At 42.3% G+C, this 24,761-nt stretch carries 27 protein-coding genes and 1 tRNA gene; 9 read left to right on the forward strand and 19 right to left on the reverse strand.

Annotated elements, in window-relative coordinates:
* Window positions 1-111: 111 nt before the first annotated feature.
* The 4 genes from AC30SH_RS05145 (at window position 112) to AC30SH_RS05160 (ending at window position 2,125) form a co-directional block, all read left to right on the forward strand.
* A complete protein-coding gene (locus AC30SH_RS05145) occupies window positions 112-666 on the forward strand; it encodes an NAD(P)H nitroreductase (RefSeq protein WP_489582230.1) in 555 nt (184 codons plus the stop codon).
* A gap of 247 nt (window positions 667-913) precedes the next feature.
* A complete protein-coding gene (locus AC30SH_RS05150) occupies window positions 914-1,105 on the forward strand; it encodes a YgaP family membrane protein (RefSeq protein ID WP_006717876.1) in 192 nt (63 codons plus the stop codon).
* A 73-nt stretch (window positions 1,106-1,178) separates the two neighbouring features.
* Entirely contained in the window at window positions 1,179-1,709 is a 531-nt protein-coding gene (locus AC30SH_RS05155) for a rhodanese family protein (RefSeq protein WP_489582231.1), read from the forward strand.
* A 113-nt stretch (window positions 1,710-1,822) separates the two neighbouring features.
* Complete coding sequence (locus AC30SH_RS05160; RefSeq protein WP_314953241.1) at window positions 1,823-2,125, forward strand: ArsR/SmtB family transcription factor; 303 nt, start codon at window positions 1,823-1,825, stop codon at window positions 2,123-2,125.
* 73 nt (window positions 2,126-2,198) lie between these two features.
* Here the strand turns inward: AC30SH_RS05160 and rfbB are convergent, their stop codons facing one another.
* The 8 genes from rfbB to AC30SH_RS05200 form a co-directional block, all read right to left on the reverse strand.
* Window positions 2,199-3,227 carry a dTDP-glucose 4,6-dehydratase gene (rfbB, locus tag AC30SH_RS05165; RefSeq protein WP_489582232.1) on the reverse strand — a complete coding sequence of 343 codons (1,029 nt, stop codon included), beginning with the start codon at window positions 3,225-3,227 and terminating at the stop codon, window positions 2,199-2,201.
* 6 nt (window positions 3,228-3,233) lie between these two features.
* Window positions 3,234-4,022: a TIGR01619 family protein gene (locus tag AC30SH_RS05170; protein WP_212510645.1), complete on the reverse strand. Its 789-nt coding sequence runs from the start codon at window positions 4,020-4,022 to the stop codon at window positions 3,234-3,236.
* A complete protein-coding gene (gene xthA, locus AC30SH_RS05175) occupies window positions 4,022-4,825 on the reverse strand; it encodes an exodeoxyribonuclease III (protein ID WP_048750978.1) in 804 nt (267 codons plus the stop codon). Before xthA ends, AC30SH_RS05170 begins: the two co-directional genes overlap by 1 nt.
* Window positions 4,826-4,849: 24 nt before the next feature.
* Window positions 4,850-5,968 (reverse strand): lytic murein transglycosylase, encoded by a 1,119-nt coding sequence (locus AC30SH_RS05180; RefSeq protein WP_048750979.1) that lies wholly within the window; start codon window positions 5,966-5,968, stop codon window positions 4,850-4,852.
* A 3-nt stretch (window positions 5,969-5,971) separates the two neighbouring features.
* Complete coding sequence (locus AC30SH_RS05185) at window positions 5,972-6,775, reverse strand: glycosyltransferase family 2 protein (protein ID WP_048750980.1); 804 nt, start codon at window positions 6,773-6,775, stop codon at window positions 5,972-5,974.
* Between the two features lie 95 nt (window positions 6,776-6,870).
* Entirely contained in the window at window positions 6,871-7,752 is an 882-nt protein-coding gene (locus AC30SH_RS05190; protein WP_212510644.1) for a glycosyltransferase family 2 protein, read from the reverse strand.
* A complete protein-coding gene (locus AC30SH_RS05195) occupies window positions 7,752-8,945 on the reverse strand; it encodes a hypothetical protein (protein WP_212510643.1) in 1,194 nt (397 codons plus the stop codon). The genes AC30SH_RS05190 and AC30SH_RS05195 overlap by 1 nt, the downstream gene beginning before the upstream one ends.
* A gap of 8 nt (window positions 8,946-8,953) precedes the next feature.
* Window positions 8,954-9,724, reverse strand: a complete 771-nt coding sequence (locus AC30SH_RS05200; protein ID WP_212510642.1) for a glycosyltransferase family 25 protein — start codon at window positions 9,722-9,724, stop codon at window positions 8,954-8,956.
* A gap of 148 nt (window positions 9,725-9,872) precedes the next feature.
* On the opposite strand from AC30SH_RS05200, the gene AC30SH_RS05205 reads away from it, so the two are divergent.
* From AC30SH_RS05205 to AC30SH_RS05220, 4 genes are all read left to right on the forward strand, one after another.
* Window positions 9,873-11,396, forward strand: coding sequence for an oligosaccharide flippase family protein (locus tag AC30SH_RS05205; protein ID WP_489582233.1), 1,524 nt, complete (start codon window positions 9,873-9,875; stop codon window positions 11,394-11,396).
* The gene (locus AC30SH_RS05210; RefSeq protein ID WP_212510640.1) at window positions 11,393-12,358 is read left to right on the forward strand and encodes a polysaccharide pyruvyl transferase family protein; all 966 of its coding nucleotides are present in this window, start codon (window positions 11,393-11,395) and stop codon (window positions 12,356-12,358) included. Before AC30SH_RS05205 ends, AC30SH_RS05210 begins: the two co-directional genes overlap by 4 nt.
* Before the next feature lie 31 nt (window positions 12,359-12,389).
* Window positions 12,390-13,133, forward strand: coding sequence for a YdcF family protein (locus tag AC30SH_RS05215; RefSeq protein WP_212510639.1), 744 nt, complete (start codon window positions 12,390-12,392; stop codon window positions 13,131-13,133).
* Between the two features lie 172 nt (window positions 13,134-13,305).
* The gene (locus AC30SH_RS05220; RefSeq protein WP_212510638.1) at window positions 13,306-14,136 is read left to right on the forward strand and encodes a DNA ligase; all 831 of its coding nucleotides are present in this window, start codon (window positions 13,306-13,308) and stop codon (window positions 14,134-14,136) included.
* A gap of 36 nt (window positions 14,137-14,172) precedes the next feature.
* On the opposite strand, the gene truB is transcribed toward AC30SH_RS05220, so the two are convergent.
* The 7 genes from truB to AC30SH_RS05255 form a co-directional block, all read right to left on the reverse strand.
* Window positions 14,173-15,093: a tRNA pseudouridine(55) synthase TruB gene (gene truB / locus AC30SH_RS05225; protein WP_212510637.1), complete on the reverse strand. Its 921-nt coding sequence runs from the start codon at window positions 15,091-15,093 to the stop codon at window positions 14,173-14,175.
* On the reverse strand, window positions 15,093-15,479 hold the full coding sequence (gene rbfA, locus AC30SH_RS05230; protein WP_489582234.1) for a 30S ribosome-binding factor RbfA: 387 nt from the start codon (window positions 15,477-15,479) through the stop codon (window positions 15,093-15,095). The genes truB and rbfA overlap by 1 nt, the downstream gene beginning before the upstream one ends.
* 147 nt (window positions 15,480-15,626) lie before the next feature.
* Window positions 15,627-18,116: a translation initiation factor IF-2 gene (gene infB, locus AC30SH_RS05235; protein WP_314886317.1), complete on the reverse strand. Its 2,490-nt coding sequence runs from the start codon at window positions 18,114-18,116 to the stop codon at window positions 15,627-15,629.
* A gap of 15 nt (window positions 18,117-18,131) precedes the next feature.
* Window positions 18,132-19,628, reverse strand: a complete 1,497-nt coding sequence (nusA, locus tag AC30SH_RS05240) for a transcription termination factor NusA (protein ID WP_212510635.1) — start codon at window positions 19,626-19,628, stop codon at window positions 18,132-18,134.
* A gap of 23 nt (window positions 19,629-19,651) precedes the next feature.
* Window positions 19,652-20,107: a ribosome maturation factor RimP gene (rimP, locus tag AC30SH_RS05245; protein WP_212510634.1), complete on the reverse strand. Its 456-nt coding sequence runs from the start codon at window positions 20,105-20,107 to the stop codon at window positions 19,652-19,654.
* Window positions 20,108-20,262: 155 nt separating this feature from the next.
* Window positions 20,263-20,339: transfer RNA gene (locus AC30SH_RS05250), tRNA-Met, on the reverse strand.
* A 99-nt stretch (window positions 20,340-20,438) separates the two neighbouring features.
* A complete protein-coding gene (locus AC30SH_RS05255) occupies window positions 20,439-20,690 on the reverse strand; it encodes a YcgL domain-containing protein (protein ID WP_048748887.1) in 252 nt (83 codons plus the stop codon).
* Between the two features lie 84 nt (window positions 20,691-20,774).
* Here AC30SH_RS05255 and minC point away from each other — a divergent pair, with 84 nt between their 5' ends.
* The gene (gene minC / locus AC30SH_RS05260; protein ID WP_212510633.1) at window positions 20,775-21,437 is read left to right on the forward strand and encodes a septum site-determining protein MinC; all 663 of its coding nucleotides are present in this window, start codon (window positions 20,775-20,777) and stop codon (window positions 21,435-21,437) included.
* Window positions 21,438-21,455: 18 nt separating this feature from the next.
* Here minC and AC30SH_RS05265 read toward each other — a convergent pair whose 3' ends face one another.
* From AC30SH_RS05265 to folP, 4 genes are all read right to left on the reverse strand, one after another.
* Window positions 21,456-21,860 (reverse strand): hypothetical protein, encoded by a 405-nt coding sequence (locus AC30SH_RS05265; protein WP_212510632.1) that lies wholly within the window; start codon window positions 21,858-21,860, stop codon window positions 21,456-21,458.
* A gap of 96 nt (window positions 21,861-21,956) precedes the next feature.
* Window positions 21,957-22,427: a phosphohistidine phosphatase SixA gene (sixA, locus tag AC30SH_RS05270; protein WP_212510631.1), complete on the reverse strand. Its 471-nt coding sequence runs from the start codon at window positions 22,425-22,427 to the stop codon at window positions 21,957-21,959.
* Between the two features lie 18 nt (window positions 22,428-22,445).
* Window positions 22,446-23,780 carry a phosphoglucosamine mutase gene (gene glmM / locus AC30SH_RS05275; RefSeq protein ID WP_212510630.1) on the reverse strand — a complete coding sequence of 445 codons (1,335 nt, stop codon included), beginning with the start codon at window positions 23,778-23,780 and terminating at the stop codon, window positions 22,446-22,448.
* Between the two features lie 66 nt (window positions 23,781-23,846).
* On the reverse strand, window positions 23,847-24,674 hold the full coding sequence (folP, locus tag AC30SH_RS05280; protein WP_109103723.1) for a dihydropteroate synthase: 828 nt from the start codon (window positions 24,672-24,674) through the stop codon (window positions 23,847-23,849).
* Window positions 24,675-24,761 lie beyond the last annotated feature (87 nt).

Consider the following 24,761-nt stretch of genomic DNA (forward strand, 5'->3'; position numbering starts at 1 on the left):
GGCGTTTAAAATACCATAAACCTACGTCTGAATAAACCTAGAGAAAAGCCTGTTTTAAAAACTGTGCTATAATCCACCGCACTTTATTTCCCCCATAAAAAGGAAGCGAAAATGGATGCATTACAACTCCTCACTGAACGCAGTTCACAAAAAAAACTCAATGAACCGGCACCAAATGAACAGCAATTAAACCAAATCTTTCAAGCCGCCTTGCGAGCGCCGGATCACGGTAAATTACAACCTTACCGTTTTGTTGTTATCGAAAAAGAAAAAATGGCCACCTTCGGCGATTTGTTAAAAAGTGCGGTGCATGAACTCAATTTGGGTGAAGAACGTTTGAAAAAAGCTGAAAACCTTGCCGGTCGCGCACCGATGGTTATCGGCGTCGTCGCGAAATTAGATCCAAGCATCAAGAAAGTGCCGGAATGGGAACAACTTCTCTGCGCCGGTTGCGCCACTTATGCGATGCAACTTGCCGCCAACGCGTTAGGCTTTAAAAACGTTTGGATCAGCGGCCCTTGGCTAGAAGGTTCGGCACTACGCAACGCTTTCCGATGTGAAGCACAAGATAAAATTATCGGTTTTATTATGTTAGGTTCCGGTGAAGAAAAATTAGAAAGAGAGAAAAAAGTACTCAGTTTAGACGATGTAGTTTCTTTCCTGTAAATCTCCTAAAAAACATCAGAAAAACAGACTGCACTTTAGATAGAATGAATAAAGTGCGGTCTGTTTTTTCATTATTTTCAGCACAGCAAACGAACATTTGCTCTGTTTTAATCTCTTTCCTTTATTTGTCGTGATAAAAAATGATGCCAAATAAATAGAAAAGTTTTGACAAAGCATCATATCATATAATACTATTTTTATATGTTAACTCTTTGTTAACTATTAATTCAAACTTAAGGAGACAAATATGAACCCAAATGTTGGTGGTATGGATAAAGTTATTCGAATCGTTCTAGGCATCGTTCTCATCGCCTTGACCTTAACGAATGTTATAGGTTGGTGGGGCTGGATTGGTGTTGTTCCGCTATTAACCGGACTATTCTCACGCTGCGGTCTTTATTCACTACTTGGCATCAACACCTGCCCATTAAAAAAATAATTCATTAACACATCATTTTCACTCGGCAGAAATGTCGAGTGTTTTTCTATTTTAAAGAAAACATAAAAATACTATGACGATTTCCATCATTTCTGCCTTAGAGGCAAAAAATAGATTAGCCTCCGGCGCCTTATTAATTGATATTCGCCAACCTGAAGAATATCAACGTGAACATATTGAAGGAGCAATGTTACAGCCACTTTCTGAATTACAACGTCAAGGTCTAGATAAAACCCTAAAACAAGGAAGTTGCCTTATTTTCCACTGTAAATCCGGTGCAAGAACCGGCAGCCAATCAGCGTTTCTCAAACAACTGGCACAAGAGCATCATTGCGAAGCATATCTTCTTCAAGATGGAATAACCGGTTGGAAAAATGCCGGACTTGCCACACGAGTTAATCTCTCACAACCGATTGATATTATGCGTCAAGTTCAAATTGCTGCAGGAAGCTTGATTTTACTAGGCTCAGTATTGGGGTGGTCTGTTTCACCTTATTTTTATTGGCTATCCGCGTTTGTCGGTGCCGGGCTCACTTTTGCCGGCATTAGCGGTTTTTGTGGGATGGCGAAACTCCTCGCACTGATGCCGTGGAATCATAAATAGTCGATTAGATCATAAAATAGCGGAAAAAAACGGTTCGGTTATTGGTTTCTCGGGGTAAGATGTGTAGAATACGCGCCCCTACCCATAATGAGTAAAGACTGAAATAGAATCTGATGAAAGACATATTGGAAAAAAGTAACGAAGCCAGCAACTTCTTAAAATTGTTAGCCAATCCGAATCGCTTAGCCATTTTGTGCTGTTTACATGAAAAACGATATAACGTCACTGAATTGACTGTCAAAATGAACATGCCACAAGCGGCGATGTCCAACCAACTCGCCCTTTTGCGTAAAGCAGGCTTAGTGGCAAGTGATGTCAAACATCGGGAACGTGTGTATTACATTAACGATCCCAAAGTCGTTGAAATGATCAAATTATTACACGGCTTTTTCTGTGACTCATCCGCTGAAAAATAAACATAAAAAAACGCAGAACCCACTTCTGCGTTTTTTCATTTTATAAAATCCATACTTGCATTTTTATCGAATTTTACGACCGCACTTTTGCACACCAATCAAGGTGCGTTAAATACCATTCAACGGTGCTACGCATCGATACGATAAAATCCGCTTGTGGTTGCCAATGCAATTCTTGACGAATTTTTGTGGCATCAAGCGCATAACGTACATCATGTCCCGAACGGTCAGCCGTATGCACAATAAGATCTTGATAATGTTTTATTCCTTTCGGCTTGTTGGGCGCAAGTTCTTCCAACATATCACAGAGTACCTGTACAATTTCTCGATTCGTTTTTTCACAATGCGCGCTAATATTGTAGCTTTCTCCAATACGCCCTTGCTGAAGAACAAGATACAGCGCATGAACATGATCCTCAACGTATAGCCAATCCCGAATTTGCTGCCCATTGCCATAAATCGGTAACGGCTCTCCACTTAATGCATTTAAAATCATCACCGGAATCAATTTTTCCGGATATTGGTAAGGTCCATAATTATTCGCGCAATGCGTGATGATTATCGGCAGTCCATAAGTGCGGTGCCAAGCACGAACCAAATGATCCGATGAAGCTTTTGAGGCTGAATAAGGGCTACTTGGCGCATAAGCTGAAGTTTCCGAAGACAAATCTGACGTCCCTGCCACATCACCATAAACTTCGTCTGTCGAAATATGCAAAAAACGGAAGGTCTTTTTCTTCTCGCCTGGCAGCTGTTGGTAATAATCACGTACAACTTCCAATAGCGTATAGGTGCCAACAATATTGGTTTGAATAAACGCCGCCGCGCCATGAATAGAACGATCTACATGGCTTTCCGCCGCAAAATGCACCACACAATCGGGCTGATGTTCTTTTAAAATGCGTTGAACCGCTTGCGCATCACAAATATCAGCCTGTTCAAAAACATAACGCGGATTAGTCACCACCTCATGCAACGACTCAAGATTGCCTGCATAAGTCAATTTATCCAAATTCACAATCTGATCTTGCGTATGATAAATACTATGACGAATAAATGCTGAACCAATAAATCCGGCACCGCCGGTGACAAGAATTTTCATAGAAGATTAATTTGCTTTCACCTGATTAATCGTATCGCTTTCCCAGCCCACATACTCACCGGAGAATTTTTCTGCCAAACGTTCAAACTGCTCTACATAACGGAAAATATCATCGTTATCCAATGTCATTTCCTGCTCTATTTTGACGATATAAAACCCTTCTTTGTCGTCTTCATCTTCGAAAATCAGCGGGGCACTGCTGTAACTCATGGAATGATAGGAAAGATCACGAAGATTGGCCTCTTCCATAAATTGGAACATCTGCTGTTCTTCTGCAAACTGAAACGTATGTTCAACAAGATAGTTATCCGCTAAATCTCTGCCATTTTGTAACAACATATCCAAAATTTCTTCTGTGACATTGAGTTTCATTTCCAGCGGCGATGGCAATAAAAAATCAAAATAAGTATCCCAGTTAGGATCCTCTTGCACCGTAATCTCTTCAATGTCTTCCTTAAACTGGTCGAGTACATCGAAAAGTGCGGTGGTTTCATCGCAATAAAAATAAAGCTTTAAATGCCCTTCAGTAAAAATATGTCCGGCATAAAGTAGCTCTGGCAATGCGGAAGCCTGTACCAAAATTTTGAATAATTCCTTCACCACCCGATGATGTTCATCTAACGTCGGCATCGTATTTTCATCCGCTTCATAAGGCAATGAAACCTGCACGATCTTGTTAAATTTATCAGGGGTAAATTGTTCAAAAATATCTAAATTAACGGTACAAGAAGCCATATTGCCGTTAATTAAGGTACGGTAATTTTGCCAATTTTGTTCAGGATTTTTTAACGGCATTATTTAAACTCCGCCCAAATCGGTGCGTGATCTGATGGCTTGTCCATGGCACGAATATCAAGCGCAATCCCGGTATCCACACAATGCGCTGCCAACGCTTTATTTGCCAAAATGTGGTCAATGCGTAAACCGCGATTATCATCAAATCCTTTTGAGCGGTAATCAAACCATGAGAATTTATCGTTTACCGTCGGGTTTAAATAACGGAAAGTGTCTTCTAAGCCATACGCGTATAAGCGTTGATACCATTCGCGTTCTTCCGGCAAGAAGGAACATTTACCGGTGCGCAACCAGCGTTTACGATTTTCTTCGCCGATACCAATGTCCAAATCAGACGGGCTGATGTTCATATCGCCCATAATAATCACCGGGTTTTGTGCATTATGGTCTTGTTCCAAATAGCGCTGTAAATCCGCATAGAATTTTTGTTTTGCCGGGAATTTGGTTGGATGTTCACGGCTTTCACCTTGTGGAAAATAGCCGTTAATCACCGTTAATTGCCCAAATGGCGTGTCTAAGTCAATCATGATAATGCGTTTTTGGGCTTCTTCATCATCGGTTGGGAAACCTTTTCTCACCAATAACGGCGCCTGTTTACTCAACAAAGCCACGCCATAATGCCCTTTTTGACCAAAATGGTTGATGTGATAGCCAAGATGATCCACCAACTCATAAGGAAAGACTTCATCCGCCACTTTAATTTCTTGCAAACCAAGGACATCCGGTTGGTATTTCTTAATAATTTCTTCTAATTGATGAGGTCTTGCTCTTAGTCCGTTGATGTTAAACGACATCACTTTCATATTCATTCCTTATTTTTAATTGCGTTACTCGCCTACACGTTGCTGAATTCTATCAGCAAACATACCGATACTCACGGCGAAATAATTCGACTTGTTCCAATGCAATAACGTGCGATAGTTGTTTGACACTAAAAACGCTCGCCCTAATTCACGATCCGGTCTCACCAACCACAAATCCGCTTGAGAAAGTGCGGTCAGTTTTTGCTGCGTTTCCGGCGTTTGGAATTTCAGGCTGACACCTCGATTTTGCCAATCGGTTAAGCGACGCTGTTTCCCCTCTTCCGTGCCGGAGAGCGCCATATCAATCGGCTGATTCACCGTGACTTCAACGCCCCAAGGGAGATTAGGGTTCCAGCCCTCGGTGTGCAAATAATTGGCGATAGAGGCAAACACATCATAGTGTTCCGTCCAAATGTTTTTCTCACCGTCTCCATTCCCATCTACAGCATAACGCAAATAGGAACTTGGCATAAATTGGGTTTGCCCCATAGCACCCGCCCATGACCCCCTCATTTTGTGGCGCTGAATATGATCCCGTTGCAGCATTTTCATGGCCGCAATAAATTCTTTACTGAATAACGCTTCGCGACGTCCATCAAAAGCCAACGTGGCCAATACGGACAACACATCATAACTGCCTTGATAATAGCCAAAACTGCTTTCCATGCCCCACAATGCCATCAAATAATTTTTCGGGACACTAAAGGTTTGGCTCGCCTTTTCCAGTTGTGGCAGTTGCTCCCAATAACGTGCAGAAGCCGTCTCTACTTTATTTTCGGTTAATACGCGATTTAAGTAATTGGTCGTGCCATTTGGGTTTATCACCGGCGGCGCATTAGGATCGCGTTTACGAATTCGTCCCGCTTGTTGATCGTCCAAATCCACGGATTTTTGGATGTAGTTAATGTTATTTTGTGCATTCAACACATCCATTGAAACGCCTTCTGCAGCGGCTTTGCCTTTCAAGAAATTCACATAATCATTAAAGTTCTCTAATGTGCGAGGCTTGCTATAAACCTCGCTTGCTGCAACAGCGTGAATACCATGAGTTCCACCACTTGAAGAGGGGCTATGAGAAGAACAACCTACCACAAAAAGTGCGGTAAAAATAACGGATGTTTTTAAAAATGAGGTAAATGTCATGGGCTATTTTCTCAAGAACGTATGATAAAGACTTTTCAATAAGGACGTTGGCAGCAATCGTGCACCGGAACGCAAAGCAAACGTAAACAAGCCGGAAAATAATCCTTGGATACCTAAACGATATTTCAATTTAAACAAACGCCACTCTGCTTTAGCTTGATTTAAACCACGACGACGCCCTACCATGCCGTTACCAACACGGGCGTACACCAAAATATCCGGCAAATTCGCCACTTTTTGACCTTGTGCCACAAGCTTGATCCACAAATAATAATCCTCTTGCAGATCTTCATATCCACCACAATTTATGACCGCACTTTTTTGATACGCCACGGTCATGTGATTGAAAGGGCAACGTTTTTGCGTGAATTTCACAATGTCTTGCGCTGTTGTCGGCACATTGCGATACGCCACGATGTCGTTAACATTGTCACCAAACTCAGCAATTTGTCCGCCGAAAATAATCGTATCCGGATGTTGTTCAATAAATGCCACTTGCTTTTCAAAGCGTTCCGGCACGCAAATATCATCGGTATCCATACGGAAAACCCAATCATGCGAACAATGTTTTAAACCTTCATTGAGCGCTTTGCCTAAACCTAAGTTTTTCGGCAACTTCACTAAGTTTAAGGGTAATTTTGTTTCGAATTCAGTGACAACCGCCTCTAGTTCCGGTGTCACCGCACCATCAAACACTAAGACGATTTCATCGGCAGGATGAGTTTGTGCCACGAGGCTTTCAAAACATTCTCTTAAATATAGTGGATTTTCCTTAACGTATAAGGACATTAAAACTGAAAATTTCATCTCTTTTCTCTTTGTCTTCGTAGGGACAGACTGTATGCCTGTCCTTATATCTTTAACTTTGGTATCGGACAGGCATAAAGCCTATCACAACGCCATTACATAAAGCGTTTCAAATTGATCGCCAGGCTCGGGGAAATCAGCACCACTAAGGCAATGATCAACTGCTTCACGCTTTTGGTCTGTTTGAAAATATCAAAATAATACACCGCCGCCTTGCGGGATAAATTCATGATATGCGGATAGGCCAAAATGTAGCTCGCATTAATATTGAAATTGCGCGCCTGTGCCTCCGTTTTCACATAATGCTGGCGGATATATTCAATGGCTTTTTGCGTATTGGTGGTATCCGTAGAAACGCTCGAACGCTTGGTATGGAAAGTACAATGGGTTAAAGGTGCGTTAATTTTATACGGCTTAAAACTTGGCTCTTGCAACAATTTCAGCAAGAAATCGTAGTCTTCCAAAGATCGAAGTGCGGTCGATAATCCGCCTATTTTTAAAAACAGATCTTTTTTCACCCCAATCATCGGCATACCGCCGATTTTATTGGCCAGTAAAATACGCTCAACGCTGATCTCCTGTGGCTCAATAGGCGAGGTTTCATAGGTAAAACCTTCGTTGACCATTTCGCATTTCGCCGGATGATAGACAAAATTAATGTCTTGGTGCGCTGCGATGGTTTCCGCCAATATTTCGCATTTATTGGGCGCAAAGCGATCATCGTCATCTAAAAACAACAACCATGCCTGCTGCGCATAGCGCGCTCCGATATTGCGGCTTTCCGCAGCGCCTTGATTGGTTTCATTACGAATTACATGCACGGGGAAAGGATACGATTGCTCCACCACTACAGGCTCTTTAGAGCAGTCATCCACGATCACCACGTCAAAATTATGGACGGTTTGTTCACTTAAACTGGCCAACAAAGCAGGAATTTCTTCTTTCCGGTTATAAGAAGGAACAATAATACTGAACATTAGTTCGCCTCCTTTTGTTTAAACAACACAAGCTGTTTCCCTTGGCTACCGAACAACGATAAAAACATCAACATCACAAACATAATGCCCGGGAAAGCAAAGGTATCGGCTTTCACGTTGCAAAGGGACAAAATCGCCAACGTGGAAAGGGTGAATTTCCAACTGCCATCAAACCAATTTAACGCCACCTTGCGCACAAAATAGAAGGTCACGACAAAACACACCAAAGCATAAGACACGCCACCGTAGAGAATTTGGCGCAAAAAGCCGGAATCGGTATGGCCGTAATAACGCCCAACCACCAATTCCCCCGTCATATACATGCCGTCACCTTGAATAAATTGTTTTAAGGTTGGCATAAACAAATGGTTTTTCATCAGCGTATCCGTTGAAGAACTCACAAAGCCTTCTCCGTGCAATAAATTAATCACCGGTTCAAGTGCATGGGCCACATACGGATTTTCCGGTAGGAAATACGCCAGTAATAACACTAACAACACAAAAGAAATTAACGCCGGAAGATACCGCACTTTGAAATACACCAAAATGCTGATCGCAGAAATGGTGAGGAAGGTTCTGCCGGAAATCAGCCCGATACATAACATGAAAAAAATCAGCACGCTCGGCAAGGTATTCTGTTTCGCGTTATACGCCAGCAAGAAATGAAACAACATCAAATAGAACAAACTTAATTGGAAAAAAGCCGCCGAGGTGAGGTTATATAAGCGATATTCTTGCTCAGATCCATAAAAACGATCGGGTAATAAGGCATTCGTGGAAAGCAAGAAATCAACGATCCAAGACACGCCAAGCAACGCCAACAAGCCCAATACAAATTGCAGAATCACGCCAATCTGTAAATCCTTCACAACGGCGAACTGCCGGTTCGGACGGGCATAAAATGCATTATAAACGCCCACGCCAAACACAAATAAAATCAGCAATTTCACATACATGGCGATCACGGAGAAATCTCGCGTGCCGTTGATAAGCAGCGGAATCAGGCTAAACACAATTAAGCCGAACAACACCACCAAGCTGTCTAACGGCAACACAATGCCCTGCGCCTGTTGCTTTTTAACATAGCGATATGCCAAAAACAGGAAGGCCACCAGCCCGACTCCCCATGACATACGTAACACATGGAATAACCAAGGATCGTAGAGATAAAAAAGGTTAAAAAGTGCGGTCATTTTTTTCGTTATTTTCCTAAATTCTTTTTAATTGCAAACAGTTTCTTTAACGGGTATTTCAATAATTTTTTTGCCAAATTATTGGATTTAGAGCCGCGAATCGCCTCTAAATTGCTCATGAGGGTTGGATTTTCAATAGCCATTAACGGGCGTACCACCTTATTATTTAGGTGAAATTGCGTTTCAAACAACAGGAAATCATCTGCCAACCAAAAAGCTTTTTCTTGTGTCAACACGTCAAGAAAACGACGGGCTGCAGACTTTTTAATGAGATACGCCACCGTTCCGGCAAAATAACTTTTATACGGATATGCCACCGTCACATCCGCCACTTTTTGACGTAAAAAAGAAAATGTCGTCGGATAATTAATTTCCAATTCCACATCATCAAAAGACTCAATTTTAGATTGCCCGATAAGAACAATATCTGCCGAGCAATGTTGGGTTAAAAGTGCGGTCGTTTTTTCCGATAAATCGGCATTAAACAGCGCATCATCTTCACATACCAAGGCATAATCCGTTTCCGCAATACGCTCATCGGCAACGATTCGGCGATAAACTTCAAGATGGCTCAATGTACAGCCTATTTCACCTTTTGTCACACTACGCCCATAATGTTGTTCAAACTTTGTCAGGTTGAACACTTCGGACAATGCATTCCATTCTTTCTGCATGGTGTTAATCGCGGAAAACACCTCAAAATCTGCCGTGTTAGGTTGAGAAAAGAACAATTCGCGACGCTGAACGTCCTTATCTAACGAAATCAAATATTTCTTCATAAAAAATCTCAATAAAATCGATTGTCTGCTGGTTTGTCTGTCAGTTGGCGGGAAACCGAAATAGTTGCATAAAAGATTGCTGATTATACTAAAGAAATCTATAATCCCCCACCTATTTTACGGTAAAAACACAAGTTCGATTTTCCCGATGTCCAACAAAACCATTGCTAAAAACACCCTCTTTCTTTATATCCGCATGTTGTTCAATATGGGCGCGATGCTGTATATCTCGCGCGTGGTGTTGCGCGTATTGGGCGTGGAAGATTTCGGGATCTACAACATTGTCATGGGCGTGGTGATTTTGTTCTCTTTCTTTAACGGCACCATGACCGCCACCACACAACGCTTCATTAACGTCGAAAAAGCCTCAAACGACAGCAAGCGCATCAATAAAGTATTTAATATCAGTATTCTCAATCACTTATTGATTATGTTAGTCGTGGTAATCTTGGCGGAAACCGTCGGGCTGTGGTTCCTTAATCATAAATTAATTATTCCTGCCGCACGTATGCAAGCGGCCAATATTGTTTATCAGGTTGCGTTGATCATTGCCTTGATTGAAATTATCAAAGTGCCCTTTAACGCCATGATTGTTGCCCATGAACGCATGTCTTTTTATGCCTGGTTGGGGTTAGCTGAAACCGCCTTTAAACTGACGGCTATCTTTATTTTGATGCATATCGAACACTACGACAAACTGATTTCTTACAGCCTCTTGTTGTTGTGTGTCAGCCTATTAGTATTTACCCTTTATTTTCGTTTTACACGCAAGGCTTTCTACACGGAAACCCGTTCCCATTTTGAGAAAGATTTACATACCACCAAAGAAATGATGAGCTTTTCCGGCTGGATGCTGGTGGGGCAACTCGCTTATGTAGGATCAACGCAAGGGCTGAATATGGTGACCAACCTGTTCTTCGGCGTTGCCGCAAATGCAGCGGTCGGCATTGCGACTCAAGTGGATACCGCCGTGTATAGTTTTGTGAACAACTTCCAAGTGGCGTTTAATCCGCAACTGGTGCAATCCTATGCGGCTAAAGACTATGAGCGAAATAAAAAGTTGATCTTGGGCACCTCAAAATATTCTTTTTATTTAATCGCGATTTTATCCGCACCGGTGCTGTATTTCAGTCATACCTTATTAACCCTTTGGTTAGGCGATAATGTGCCGATGTACACCGATAAACTGGTACAAGCCACGCTTGTTTGCTCCCTCATCAGTGCTATGGCGGGGTCATTTTGGATGACGGCGTTAGCCATAGGTTCTAAAACCATTAAACAATACAACGTTATCTTGGCGATTATCGATCTTTGTACCGTGCCGCTTGCCTATTATCTGTTTACCTTAGGCTACAATCCGGTCTATGCCTTTATCGGTAAATTCTGCACCGCACTTTTCATGCAGCTTTATCGCCTCTACTTTATTAACAAAAGAATTAAATTTAATCGCAAAGAATTTGTCTCATACTTAACAAATATCAGCCTGGTTTTCGCCTTATTATTAGGCTTAATTTATTTCTCGGACACACAGCGCACCTACTCATTCTTGGAATTTGTAGGAGAAGCGTTCCTTCTTGAAGTCGTACTCATTTCAGTCATCTTAATGGTGGGATTAAACAAAACTGAAAAAGACTTTTTATTTAGCCATTTAAGAAAAAGAGTGAAAAGATGAATCAACAACTCATTGATTTAAAAAACAAGTTAGCTCCGATTGCAGATTTAATTGAAGATAAAAACGATGTTTTTTATCTTGATTACCCGTTGCATTTAAACGTGGGCGATTTATTGATTTATCACGGAACAGAACAGTTTTTTACAGATCACAATATTCGTGTCACCTTAAAACGCAGTGAATTTGATGTGGACATTGAAGAACTGAAACAAAAAATCACTCCAAACACCACAATTTTGCTCCACGGCGGGGGTAATTTCGGCGATCTTTATCCGCAACACCAAAAAATTCGCGAAACGGTGGTGGAAACGTTTCCCCACAACCGTGTGATTGTGTTACCACAAACGTTATTCTATAAAAGCCAAGAAACGTTAGAAAAATCCGCCGCACTTTTCATGCAACATAAAGATTGTCATTTGCTGGCACGCGACGAAAGAACGGCAAACGCCTTTAAACAGTTTTCACCAAACGTACATTTATCACCGGATATGGCGCATGAACTGTACGGAACATTGCCGACCAAAAATACCCAAACAGGGCAATCGCTATATTTCTTACGCAAAGATATTGAAGCCAGCGATATCGAAAAAAATATTACAGCACAACTCCCGGCAGGAAGTCATATTAAAGACTGGGAAGATGTGTTGTCCGAACGAGATGATTTAGTCTTAGCCGTTACTTGGCGTTTAGCTAAATTCGCCAAGCGTCATCAGTTAACCGGCTTAAAAAATATTGTTCATCGCTTTTGGAAAGCATACACCAAACGCATTATAAAACGCGTTGCCAAAACCTTTTTAAGCTATGACAACATCACCACGACGCGTCTGCACGGTCACATTTTTTCCTGTTTATTGGAAATCCCAAACGTGGTTTGCGATAACTCTTACGGCAAAAACACCGGCTACGCCAATTTATGGACAAAAGAACTGGATTTTGTCGAGTTTTATACTCAACAAAAATAAGATGTTGTGCATTGATTAATGGAATGAAATCATGTTTGAACTCAAAAAACTCATCACCGCCATGATGCTACCGCCATTTAATATTTTGATTTTATGGTTATTCTCGCTTTTATTTTCATTCTTTAAATACAAAACATTAAGCCGCCTTTGTGCATTTTTCGGCATTGTGCTGCTCTATCTTGTCAGTATTCCCTACACGGCACAAACGCTAAAAGACAGCTTAGTCACCGAAGATAATCTAACCTTAAACGATTATAAACAGGCTCAAGCCATCGTTTTATTGGGCGGTGGCGTGCGTGATAGCAAAGAACTCTATGCACCGCTTGCGTCTTCTGCCACACAACTAGAACGTTTACGCTACGCGGCTTATTTGCAAAAAGAAACGCAGCTGCCCTTGTTGATTAGCGGTGTCAGCCCGACCGGTGCCTCAGAAGGCAAAGTTTCTGCAGAAGAATTACAGACGTTCTTTAATGTGCCAACGAAATGGCTAGAAGAAAAATCTTTAACCACCAAAGAAAATGCCTTATATACCCGTCAATTACTAGAAAAAGAAGGCATCCATAAAATCATTTTGGTGACGAATGAATGGCATATGCAACGGGCAAAACTCTTGTTTCAACAGCAAGGATTCGATGTCTTGCCGGCAAGCGTAGGCGAAGGCATTACACCGGACTCTTACGGATTAAACATGATGCACTTTGTGCCTCAAGCCGGTGCAATGGCAAAAAATATGCAATTACTGAAAGAGTGGATTGGCTACCTCAAAGAGAAATAATCTCTCTTTTTTCACCGCACTTTCAGTCCCCCAATTTTAAATGCGCTCTTCTTCAGGCGCATTTTTTATGTCCGTTTATTTTTTAGTTGCGATCATGCTCGCAAAATCATGAGCCTTTTTCTACAGCTCCAATGCCTTGTTTTAAGATGATTTTTATTTCAAGGAGTCCTCTATGCGTTATTTCAAACTTTGCTTGAGTCTGCTCTTTTTTAGCGTGTCTTGTTACGCCGAAAAACCTGATTTGATGTTGTTAGAAAACTATAAAGATCAAAACGTAGCCGGATGGGTGATGAGTGAAAAATTGGATGGCGTACGTGGCTATTGGGATGGCAAACTGCTTTTTACTCGAGGAGGCGTTTCTCTGGCTCCACCCGCTTATTTTCTGGAAAATTTTCCGCCGTTTGCCATTGATGGCGAATTATTTAGCCAACGTGATCAATTTGCGGAAATCTCTTCTATCGTGCGAGCTTATCAAGATAAGGGTTGGCATACATTAAAACTATATGTCTTTGATGTGCCTGATGCTAAAGGGGATTTATTTGCCCGTTTGGCAGCATTAAAGGCCTATTTAGCAGAACATCCCTCTCAATACATTGAAATCATCGAACAAATTCCTATTGAAAGTCCACAACATATCCGTCAATTTTTACAACAAGTGGAACAGCAAAAAGGCGAAGGCATCGTGCTTCGTAACCCTAATGCGCCCTACGAAAGAAAACGCAGTTCACACATTCTTAAATTAAAGACCGCACTTGATGAAGAATGCACGGTTATCGCCCACCATGCCGGCAAAGGGCAATTTGAAAATGTCATGGGATCGCTTACCTGTGAAAATCACCGAGGGCAATTCAAAATTGGTTCCGGTTTCAAATTGGAAGATCGAACAACTCCTCCTCCCATCGGTTCACAAATCACCTATAAATATCGAGGCTTAACAAACAAAGGCAAGCCCCGATTTGCTACTTATTGGCGTAGAAAAATAGAAGAGCCGAGCAAGCCATAAAACATAAAAAAGTGCGGTGAAATTTCACAGCACTTTTTATTCATACACCACTAATCGCTGTGGACGAATCACGTTATTCTCATCAATCACCGCCACGCCAAGAAAGCGATTTTCATGGGAAAATAACCGCACTTGACCTTGTAGCCTGTTAAGGTTATCGAATTTGATACGTTGACCAAATCCAATGCCTTGCGTTTGGCTTTCATTTAAGGTTAACGCCGGCAACTTCGCCACGGCAGTATCCATTGGCAATAATAAGGCATCTAACAAACTCAAATCTTGTGATTCTGCCAAAGCTTGCAACGCATTCCAATCCAACATTTTTTCTGTCGGATAATCCGCCACTGCTGTGCGACGCAACATCGTTACATGGGCGCCACAGCCCAACGCCTCTCCTAAATCATCCACCAAAGTGCGAATGTAGGTGCCTTTGGAACAATGTACTTCAAGGGTTAAATAGGGCACATTATATTCGATGAAGTTCAGTTCAAAGATCGTAATAGGACGTGCTTCCCGCTCCACCGTAATACCTTGACGGGCATATTCATAAAGCGGTTTGCCATTGTGTTTCAACGCGGAAAACATGGTGGGCACTTGTAAAATGTCCCCACGGAATTGTTCAAGTGCGGTCAGAATTTCAGGCGTTTTGACGTTCACATCACGGGTTTCGACAATTTGCCCTTCTGCATCTGAAGTATCAGTACGTTCACCCAGTTTTGCCGTGACTAAATAACGTTTATCAGCATCTAGCAAAAACTGCGAAAACTTGGTGGCTTCGCCCAAACAAATGGGCAACATTCCGGTAGCCAGCGGATCTAAGGCACCGGTATGCCCTGCCTTGTTTGCCTGAAAAATGCGTTTTACTTTTTGCATGATGTCGTTGGAAGACATGCCTTGCGGCTTATCCAACAAAAACACACCATGAATATCACGCCCACGTTTACGCGGTTTGGACATTAGTCTTTGTCCTCAACGTGTTTTTTCTCATCTTCGCGCACAACATTGGTCACCAAGTTAGACATACGCATACCTTCGACCAAAGATTGATCGTAGATAAAACGAATCTCCGGTACGATACGCAGACGCATAGCTTTGCCTAACAACGTGCGAATATAAGGCGCGGCTTTTTCTAAGCCTTTCATGCCCTGCGCAATCGCCTGTTCATCGTGTTCAAATAAAAAAGTGACGAACACTTTGGCATAAGCCAAATCACTGGACACTTCCACGTCGGACACCGTCACCATGCCAATACGCGGATCTTTCACTTCGCGCTGTAAAATCACCGCGATTTCTTTTTGGATTTCTTGTGCGACACGGTCGCTACGTTTGAATTCTCGAGCCATTTTGTTTCTCTTTAATTGTCCACGGGCAAATATACCCACGGTTAGGCCTAATGCTTCCCCTTCGGAAACGCTTGTATACAGCCATAAAGGTAACGCATTACCCTAGGCAAAAAGTGCGGTCAAATTTGACCGCACTTTCTTTTAAGATTAAATCGAGCGTTTAATCTCAACGACTTCGAACACCTCAATCTGGTCGCCGACTTTTACGTCATTGTAGTTCTTCACGCCGATACCACATTCCATACCGTTACGCACTTCAGATACGTCGTCTTTGAAGCGACGGAGAGATTCCAATTCACCTTCGAAGATCACCACGTTGTCGCGTAACACGCGGATTGGGTTGTTACGTTTCACAATACCTTCGGTCACCATACAACCAGCGATAGCGCCGAATTTCGGATGTTTAAACACATCACGCACTTCAGCCAAGCCGATGATTTCTTGTTTAAATTCTGGTTGTAACATACCGCTCATCGCTGCTTTCACATCATTTAAGAGTTCATAAATGATGGAGTAATAACGAAGATCGATATTTTCGGCTTCGATAATACGACGAGCTGATGCATCCGCACGGACGTTAAAGCCGACCATAATCGCGTTGGAAGCTGCGGCTAACGTTGCGTCAGTTTCAGAAATACCACCCACACCGGAACCGACAACTTTCACTTTTACTTCATCCGTAGAAAGCTCTTGTAACGATTGAATAATCGCTTCCACAGAACCTTGTACGTCTGCTTTCACAATGATGTTGAGTTCAGCGACATCACCTTCCGTCATATTGCTAAACATATTTTCAAGTTTCGCTTTTTGCTGACGAGCCAGTTTCACTTCACGGAATTTACCTTGACGGTGTAGTGCCACTTCACGTGCTTTTTTCTCATCACGAACCACAGTTGCTTCATCACCCGCTGCCGGAACGCCAGAAAGACCTAACACCTCAACAGGGATAGATGGACCGGCTTCCTCGATTTCTTGACCGTTTTCATCACGCATCGCACGAACACGACCATACTCAAAACCGCAAAGTACGATATCGCCTTTATGTAACGTACCGGATTGAACAAGAATGGTTGCCACCGGACCACGACCTTTATCAAGGTAAGATTCGATCACAACACCACTTGCCATACCGTCTTTCACTGCAGTTAATTCAAGGACTTCTGATTGAAGTAAGATGGCATCTAATAAATCATCGATACCCATCCCTTTCTTCGCAGAAACAGGGACGAATTGCACATCACCACCGAATTTTTCAGAAATCACTTCGTGTTGAAGTAATTCTTGTTCCACGCGATCCGGATTGGCTTCCGGTTTATCGATTTTGTTCACTGCAACTACTAAAGGCGCACCTGCTGCTTTGGCGTGCTGGATCGCTTCAATGGTTTGAGGCATCACACCATCATCTGCCGCAACCACAAGTACCACGATATCCGTTGCTTTCGCACCACGTGCACGCATAGAGGTAAATGCCGCGTGTCCCGGAGTATCTAGGAAGGTAATCATCTTACCGTCATCCATTTCTACGTGGTATGCACCGATGTGCTGAGTAATACCACCCGCCTCGCTGGCTGCCACTTTCGCTTTACGAATGTAGTCAAGTAAGGAAGTTTTACCATGGTCAACGTGACCCATAATGGTTACTACCGGCGCACGCGTCACTTTTTCAGCATTAACATCACGATCGCCTAATACTTCTTCTTCAAGCTCATTTTCGTTACGAAGAATCACTTTGTGCCCTAACTCTTCTGCCACTAATTGTGCAGTTTCTTGGTCAAGCACTTGGTTAATGGTTACCATTTCGCCCATTTTCATCATCGCCTTGATGATTTCGGTGGCTTTGGTCGCCATCTTATTTGCTAATTCTGCAACGGTAATGGTTTCACCAATGACAACATCTGTTTTCACCGCCTGAACAGGTTTTGTAAAGGCTTGTTGTAATGCAGCACCTTTCTTACCATTTTTACCTTTGCCGAATTTACCGTCTTTTAGGTTACGGCGGTTAGACTCGCGCTCGTTTTTATTGCTTTCATCATCACGTCCGCCTTTTTTCGCTTTAGCGACTTTATTTTTACCGCGACCGCGACCTTCATTACGACGTTCTTCTTCATCTTCTGCTTCTAAAGCATAACGAGAGCTTAAATTGTAATCGGTATAATCTTCTGAGGCGCTTTCATTGCTTGACGTATCAGCTTCAGCATAACGTTTCGCTTCCTCAGCCGCTTTACGCGCTTGTTCTTCCGCTTTTTGACGAGCTAACTCTTCCGCTTTACGGCGTAATTCCGCCTCTTCGGCTTTACGTTTTTCTTTTTCCGGATCAACCGATTTAGGTTTATTTTCAACCGCACTTTGTGCTTGTTTCGCTTTTTCCGCTGCTTCTTTGTCTTTCGCTGCTTTCTCTTTGGCGGCTTTTTCTCTTAGCGCTTTTTCTTCCGCCGCTTTTTGCTCAGCTTCTTGTTTCGCTTTTAATTTTGCGGCTTCTTCAGCTCTTTGTGCTGCTTCTGTTGGAATTGTACGTTTTTTACGTACTTCAACTTGCACTTCTTTACTCTTACCAGAAGCACTCGTTCCGCTCACGGTCGTTTTTGTTCTACGCTGTAAGCTCAGTTTCTTTGGGGCATTTTTTAATTCTTCTGTCATCTTTTCACTCCTTCATTACTCAGTGAACCAACAAATGTTTCGCGCTGCCATAATTAAATCTGCAGCTTGTTCGGCACTGAGTCCTTCAATGTCGGCTAAATCATCAACGCCTTGCTCAGCAAGATCTTCCAAGGTCGTGATTTGTTTTTCTGCCAATTTAAAGGCGATGTGACGATTCATGCCTTCAAGATTCAACAAACGATCTTCAATTTTTGCTTTTTTCAACGCTTCTTCTTCTGCCAAGGCTTTCGCTGTAATGGCATTTTTCGCGCGGGTTTGCAATTCCTCTACTAAATCTTCATCTTCCAAACCATCAATGGCGGTTAATTCGCTCACGGAAACATACGCCAATTCTTCTAACGTAGAGAAACCTTCATCAATTAATAATTGTGCAAATTCCTCGTCGATCTCCAAGGCATCAATGAATAAGTTCAATACTTTGTCGTCTTCCGCTTGGTGTTTTGCATTTAAGTCTTGGGTAGTCATAACGTTTAACACCCAACCGGTTAATTGAGTTGCCAAACGTACGTTTTGACCATTACGGCCAATGGCTTGCGCCAAATTCGCTTCTTCTACCGCAATATCCATCGCATGTTTATCTTCATCAACAACGATAGAACTCACATCTGCCGGCGCCATGGCATTGATCACGAATTGTGCCGGGTTGTCATCCCAAAGCACGATATCAACACGCTCACCGCCTAACTCATTGGTAATCGCTTGAACACGAGCACCACGCATCCCTACGCAAGCGCCTACAGGATCAATACGTTTATCATTGCTCTTCACCGCAATTTTAGCGCGAGAACCCGGATCGCGTGCTGCACTTCTAATTTCAATTAATTCTTCACCAATTTCCGGCACTTCCAAACGGAACAATTCAATTAACATTTCCGGTTTAGCACGTGTTACGAATAATTGTGCGCCTTTGCTTTCCGGGCTCACTTTATATAACACACCGCGTACACGGTCACCCGGGCGGAAGTTTTCACGCGGTAACATATCTTCACGTAACATCACCGCTTCTGCTTTATTACCGTCTTCACCATTCACATCTAAAATGATGCTATCGCGGTTACTTTTCTTCACGGTCGCCGTAATAATTTGTCCTTCTTTCGAACGGAATTGATCAACAATTTTGCTGCGCTCCGCCTCACGAATTTTAGTGCTAATCACTTGACGCGCAGTTTGCATCGCAATACGGTCAAAGGCGATAGATTCGATTTGATCTTCCACATAATCACCAATTTGTGCATTAGGGTCTTCAAAACGAGCTGCTTCTAAGGTGATTTCTTTTGTTGGGTTATTCACTTCTTCCACCACTAACCAACGACGGAATGTGTCAAACTCACCGGTCTTAGTATTAATCGCAACACGAACATCAACGTCATATTCGTATTTCTTTTTGGTGGAAAGGGCAATAGCGCTTTCCAACGCTTCAAAAATTTTTTCACGTGGAAGCAATTTCTCATTGGATACGGCTTCTGCCGCTAATAAAATTTCTTTACTCATGCTTTTTCTATCCTTCTTTAAATTTAAAATTTCGGAACAACGTTCGCTTTTTGAATGTTGCCAAACGCCAAAATCTGTTCTTGTTTATCAACAATCAACGTAATCATGTCATTTTCAATTTTAGCCAATTCACCTTGCCATTTACGACGATCCGCCACCGGAATACGCAAATGCACGACAATTTCCTGGCCGATATAACGGGTATATTGCGCGAAGGTAAATAGCGGACGATCTAACCCTGGAGAAGACACTTCAAGGTTATATTTATCGGCAATCGGATCTTCCACATCTAACACGGCGCTCACTTGACGGCTTACATCGGCACAATCTTCTACTGTGACGCCACCTTCTTTATCAATAAATAAACGCACGGTTAAATAACGACCAACGCGTTGGCATTCAATGCCCCAAAGCTCGCAGCCGAGATCTTCTACCGAGCCTTGTAATAAATCCTGTAATTTTTGTTCCAAAGTTGCCAAAACAACCTCCCTAAACGATAGACGTAAAAAAAGGGCTTACAGCCCAGTTTTTCAATAATTATCAACGTATTAAAAACAACGCGTTGATATTTAAACAACAAATTTATCGTATAAAAAAACCCCAAAATTGGGGTTCTTTTTACTGAACTTGTGATTGGTTGCGGGGGCCGGATTTGAACCGACGACCTTCGGGTTATGAGCCCGACGAGCTACCAAGCTGCTCCACCCCGCGTCCGAAATATGTGGCGTATTATAGTGTTCTAGAACACAAATAGCAAGATTTAATTCAGCAAAAGTCTGAGAAAAAACGGTCTGAAAATTCACCGCACTTTTAAAGACTAAACAACCAATCATCTTTTTTCGGCGTTTGTAAGTAAAATCCTTTTTCTTTAATTTGCTGCAACACTTCCGTTTTATCGGCATTTACCAACGGTTTTGTACCGGCAAGATTAAACAACATGACAAAAACCGGTTTACCAAAAACCGTTAATAACGCTTCAGGTAACGCATCAAATTGATCACGTTTTTCAATATAAAGATACATGCCAGCTTCTTTTGGGCTTTTATAAATAGCACATAGCATAATTTTGCTCCAAGACAAGGTTCAAGTTGCCGATTTTGCAATAATTCATTATCATTAAGCAACTTTTTTCCTTGGAATTTCTTTATGGCTCAAGATATTATCGAACTACGAACAGGTCAATTTTCCGCTGTATTTATCAGTATCAATAGTTCAAGCTTGACCGCAATTAAGCGCGCATTGACAAAGAAAAGCAAAACTTCCCCTTCATTATTTAAAAATATTGAAGTGATTTTGCAATTCAATCCTATGCTGGAAAAAGTGAATTTAACCGAACTAAAAGCACTGCTTGCCGAATATCACATTCACGTCATTGGGGTTGCCGACTGGCAAAATCATCTACAAAGAGAATTAATTTTAACCGCCGATTTACCGATTCTAGGCAACATTGATAATCTTTCAGAAATACTTCCTGAGCCACGCTATCTGCCGACCAAAGTCATAACCCACAATGTTATTGATAAGCAGGTTATTTATGCAAAAAATAGTGATTTGATTATTCATGGCGACGTAGAACAAGGCGCTGAAGTCGCTGCAGATGGCAATATTCATATTTATGGCGAATTATTAGGGCGTGCCATGGCGGGGGTCAACAGTAATTCCGGTGCGATCTATACACAATATTTAGATGCCGAATTTTTAGCGGTAAATAGTCGTTTCTTACACAAAGAAAAAATCCCAACTGAATTTTTATATCGTTCAGTCAGGATTTTTGCTGAAAAGGATAAATTAGTTTTCATCCCATTCTAAAAGCAGGAAATCTGCCTTTTATTTATTTTCAGTGCGTTCTTTTACGGCGTCTTTCACTTCAGCCGCTTTTTCAGATACCGCACCTGCAGCTTGACTCACTTTCTCAGCCGCTGCATCTTTCATTTCACCGGCCTTGCTTGCGATTGAATCCATTTTTTCAGAGGCAGTTTCTTTTGCTTCAGCGACTTTCTCAGCCGCAGCGTCTTTCATTTCACCTGCTTTTGTTACCACAGCGTCTTTTGTTTCTTTAACTGCTTCAACGGTTGCCGTTTTTACATCTTGCGCTGCACTGACTACCGCTTCTTTTGCTTCTGAAACACTGGCTTTAGCCTGTTCAACTTTTTGTGAAGTTTTATTGTCATCACATGCAGTAACACTTAACACTGCACCTAAGACTAAGGCGGTTAATACTGATTTTTTCATAGTAGCTCCTAACAAATAAAAAAATAAACGCCTCACAAACCTATTTTGTAAGACGTTTACAGTGTGTAACAAAATGACGTAAAAAGAAATGTTTTTTTAGTTCGTTTTACTGAAATATTTTATTTCTTTAACTTCAGCTCGCTGATTATTCAAATGAACCTCAACAATCGTAGCGGGATAAAAACTCGCCGGATTTCGACCGCACAATTCCTTCATAATATCCCCCACCAAAGGCAAATGAGAGATCAGCAGGAGGTTGCTGTGTCCTTCTTTTTCCAACAAAGCCACATAAGAACTAACCAAACCGGAATCTCCATAAGGCGTAATGCCTTCCCACACTTCCAATTTATCGGAAAGTTGTTGCTCAAAAACCTGATTAATTTCATCAAAGGTTTCTAAAGCTCGGGTATAAGGGCTCACCAAGACTTTATCGAACTCAAGTGCGGTGGATTTTAGCCACCTTCCTTGAAGTCGGGATTGTTCTCTACCGTTAGCGTTAAGATGACGTGCTTTATCCGAGTTCGCCATCAATTCTGCTTCGCCATGACGCATAATAAATAAATGCATTTATAATAACCTTAAAGATTAATTGGCTTTCACCGCTTCAGCGATTTCTTCTGCACATTGCTGAGCCAATGCGCCGTCTTCACATTCCACCATCACGCGAATTAACGGCTCAGTGCCTGATTTACGCAGTAAAATACGTCCTTTGCCGGCCAGGCGTTTTTCAACCTCTGCAGCAACCGATTTCACGGCATCGCTTTCTAATGGGTTATTACCACCGGCAAAACGCACATTAATTAATACTTGTGGGAATAATTTGACTGCATCGGCTAATTCGTTCAGCGACAAATGATGTTTTACCATTGCGGTCAACACGGCTAAAGAAGCGATAATGCCATCGCCGGTCGTATTACGATCCGCAATAATAATATGCCCCGAGTTTTCACCGCCTAAGCCCCAACCGCGTTCTTGCATTTGTTCCAACACATAACGGTCGCCCACATTGGCGCGCACAAACGGAATGGCTAATTGTTTTAAGGCAAGTTCAAGACTCATATTGCTCATTAAGGTGCCTACGACACCGCCTTGCAAACGCCCTTCGCGCAAGGCTTCACGCGCAATAATAAATAATATTTGGTCACCATCGACTTTATTCCCGAGATGATCCACCATAATTAAACGGTCGCCATCACCATCGTACGCTAACCCCACATCCGCTTGTACTTCTAACACTTTTTGTTGCAACGCTTTGATATCCGTTGCACCGCATTTTTCATTAATGTTCATGCCATTCGGATGGGTGCCAATTTCAATGACTTCCGCGCCTAATTCACGCATAACATTCGGCGCAATATGATAGGTTGCGCCATTGGCACAATCCACCACAATTTTATATCCCTCTAAACTCAAGTGCGCCGGAAAGGTACTTTTACAAAATTCAATATAACGGCCTGCAGCATCTTTAATTCGGCTGGCTCGACCTAATTCGGCAGATTCAACACAGTCCATCGGTTGCTCCAACATGGCTTCGATAGCTTCCTCCACATCATCGGGTAATTTCGTCCCTTGTGTAGAAAAGAATTTAATCCCATTGTCATAATACGGATTATGGGAAGCGGATATCACGATACCGGCTTCCGCGCGGAAAGTGCGGGTTAAATAAGCGATGGCAGGCGTCGGCATCGGGCCGGTAAATGCCGCAGATAAACCGGCTGCTGCCAAACCGGCCTCAAGAGCAGATTCAAGCATATAGCCCGAAATTCGGGTATCTTTACCAATCAGCACCACGCGAGACCCTTGTGTCGCTAATACTTTGCCTGCAGCCCAACCGAGTTTTAAAACAAAATCAGGGGTAATCGGATGACTACCGACTTTTCCACGCACCCCATCAGTACCAAAATATTTACGTTCAGCCATGTTTCAATTCCTTCTCAATAAAAATGTTATTTATTATTTTATGCCGTCATTCGTCTGACAGCACAATTACGCATTCTGTGTTGCAAGCCAAATTTTAAGGGCATCGGCAGTTTCACCAACATCATGTACACGCAAAATGCTGGCGCCTTTCATCGCAGCAATTAATGCGGCAGCCACACTACCCACTGTCCGTTGTTCTACAGGCTTATCCAACACAGCACCAATCATGGATTTACGAGAAATTCCCGCCAACACCGGATACCCTTGTTCACATAAAACAGAAAATTGTTGTAACAAACAATAATTATGTTGCACGCTTTTGCCAAAACCAAAGCCGGGATCCCAAATCAGATTCTCTTTTTTGATTCCCGAAGCCAAACATTGTTCCGTTCTCTGCTGCATAAATTTTAAAACATCCGCCACCACATCATCGTAATGCGGATTGATCTGCATTGTTCGCGGCTGCCCTTGCATATGCATAATGCACACCGGCAATGCCAAACGAACGGCAGTTTGTAATGCATCAGGTTCTTGTAAAGCGCGAATATCATTAATCAAATCCATGCCCACCTTAGCAGCCTCTTGCATCACCTGTGCTTTGGAACTATCTACCGAAATCCAGCAATCGAACCGTTTTCTCACCGCCTCAACTAAAGGAACAACCCGATCAAGTTCCTCTTCTAACGTCACCTCTTCTGCCATCGGGCGGGTTGATTCTCCTCCAATATCAATAATCGATGCGCCTTGATTCAACATCGTTTCTACTTGGAACAACGCCTTGTCTAATTGGAAAAATTTACCGCTATCAGAAAAAGAATCCGGGGTGAAATTGAGGATCCCCATAATTTTAGGGGTAGAAAGATCGAGTGTTTTATTATTTGCTGTTAATTTCATAGATTATTCGCTTACCGTTTAGGTAAAAAGTGCGGTGTATTATAAGAGAATTTCTATAGCCTGCCAAAAAGAAAGCATAAAGAAAGG

The sequence above is a fragment of the Aggregatibacter sp. HK296 genome (genome assembly GCF_980469475.1).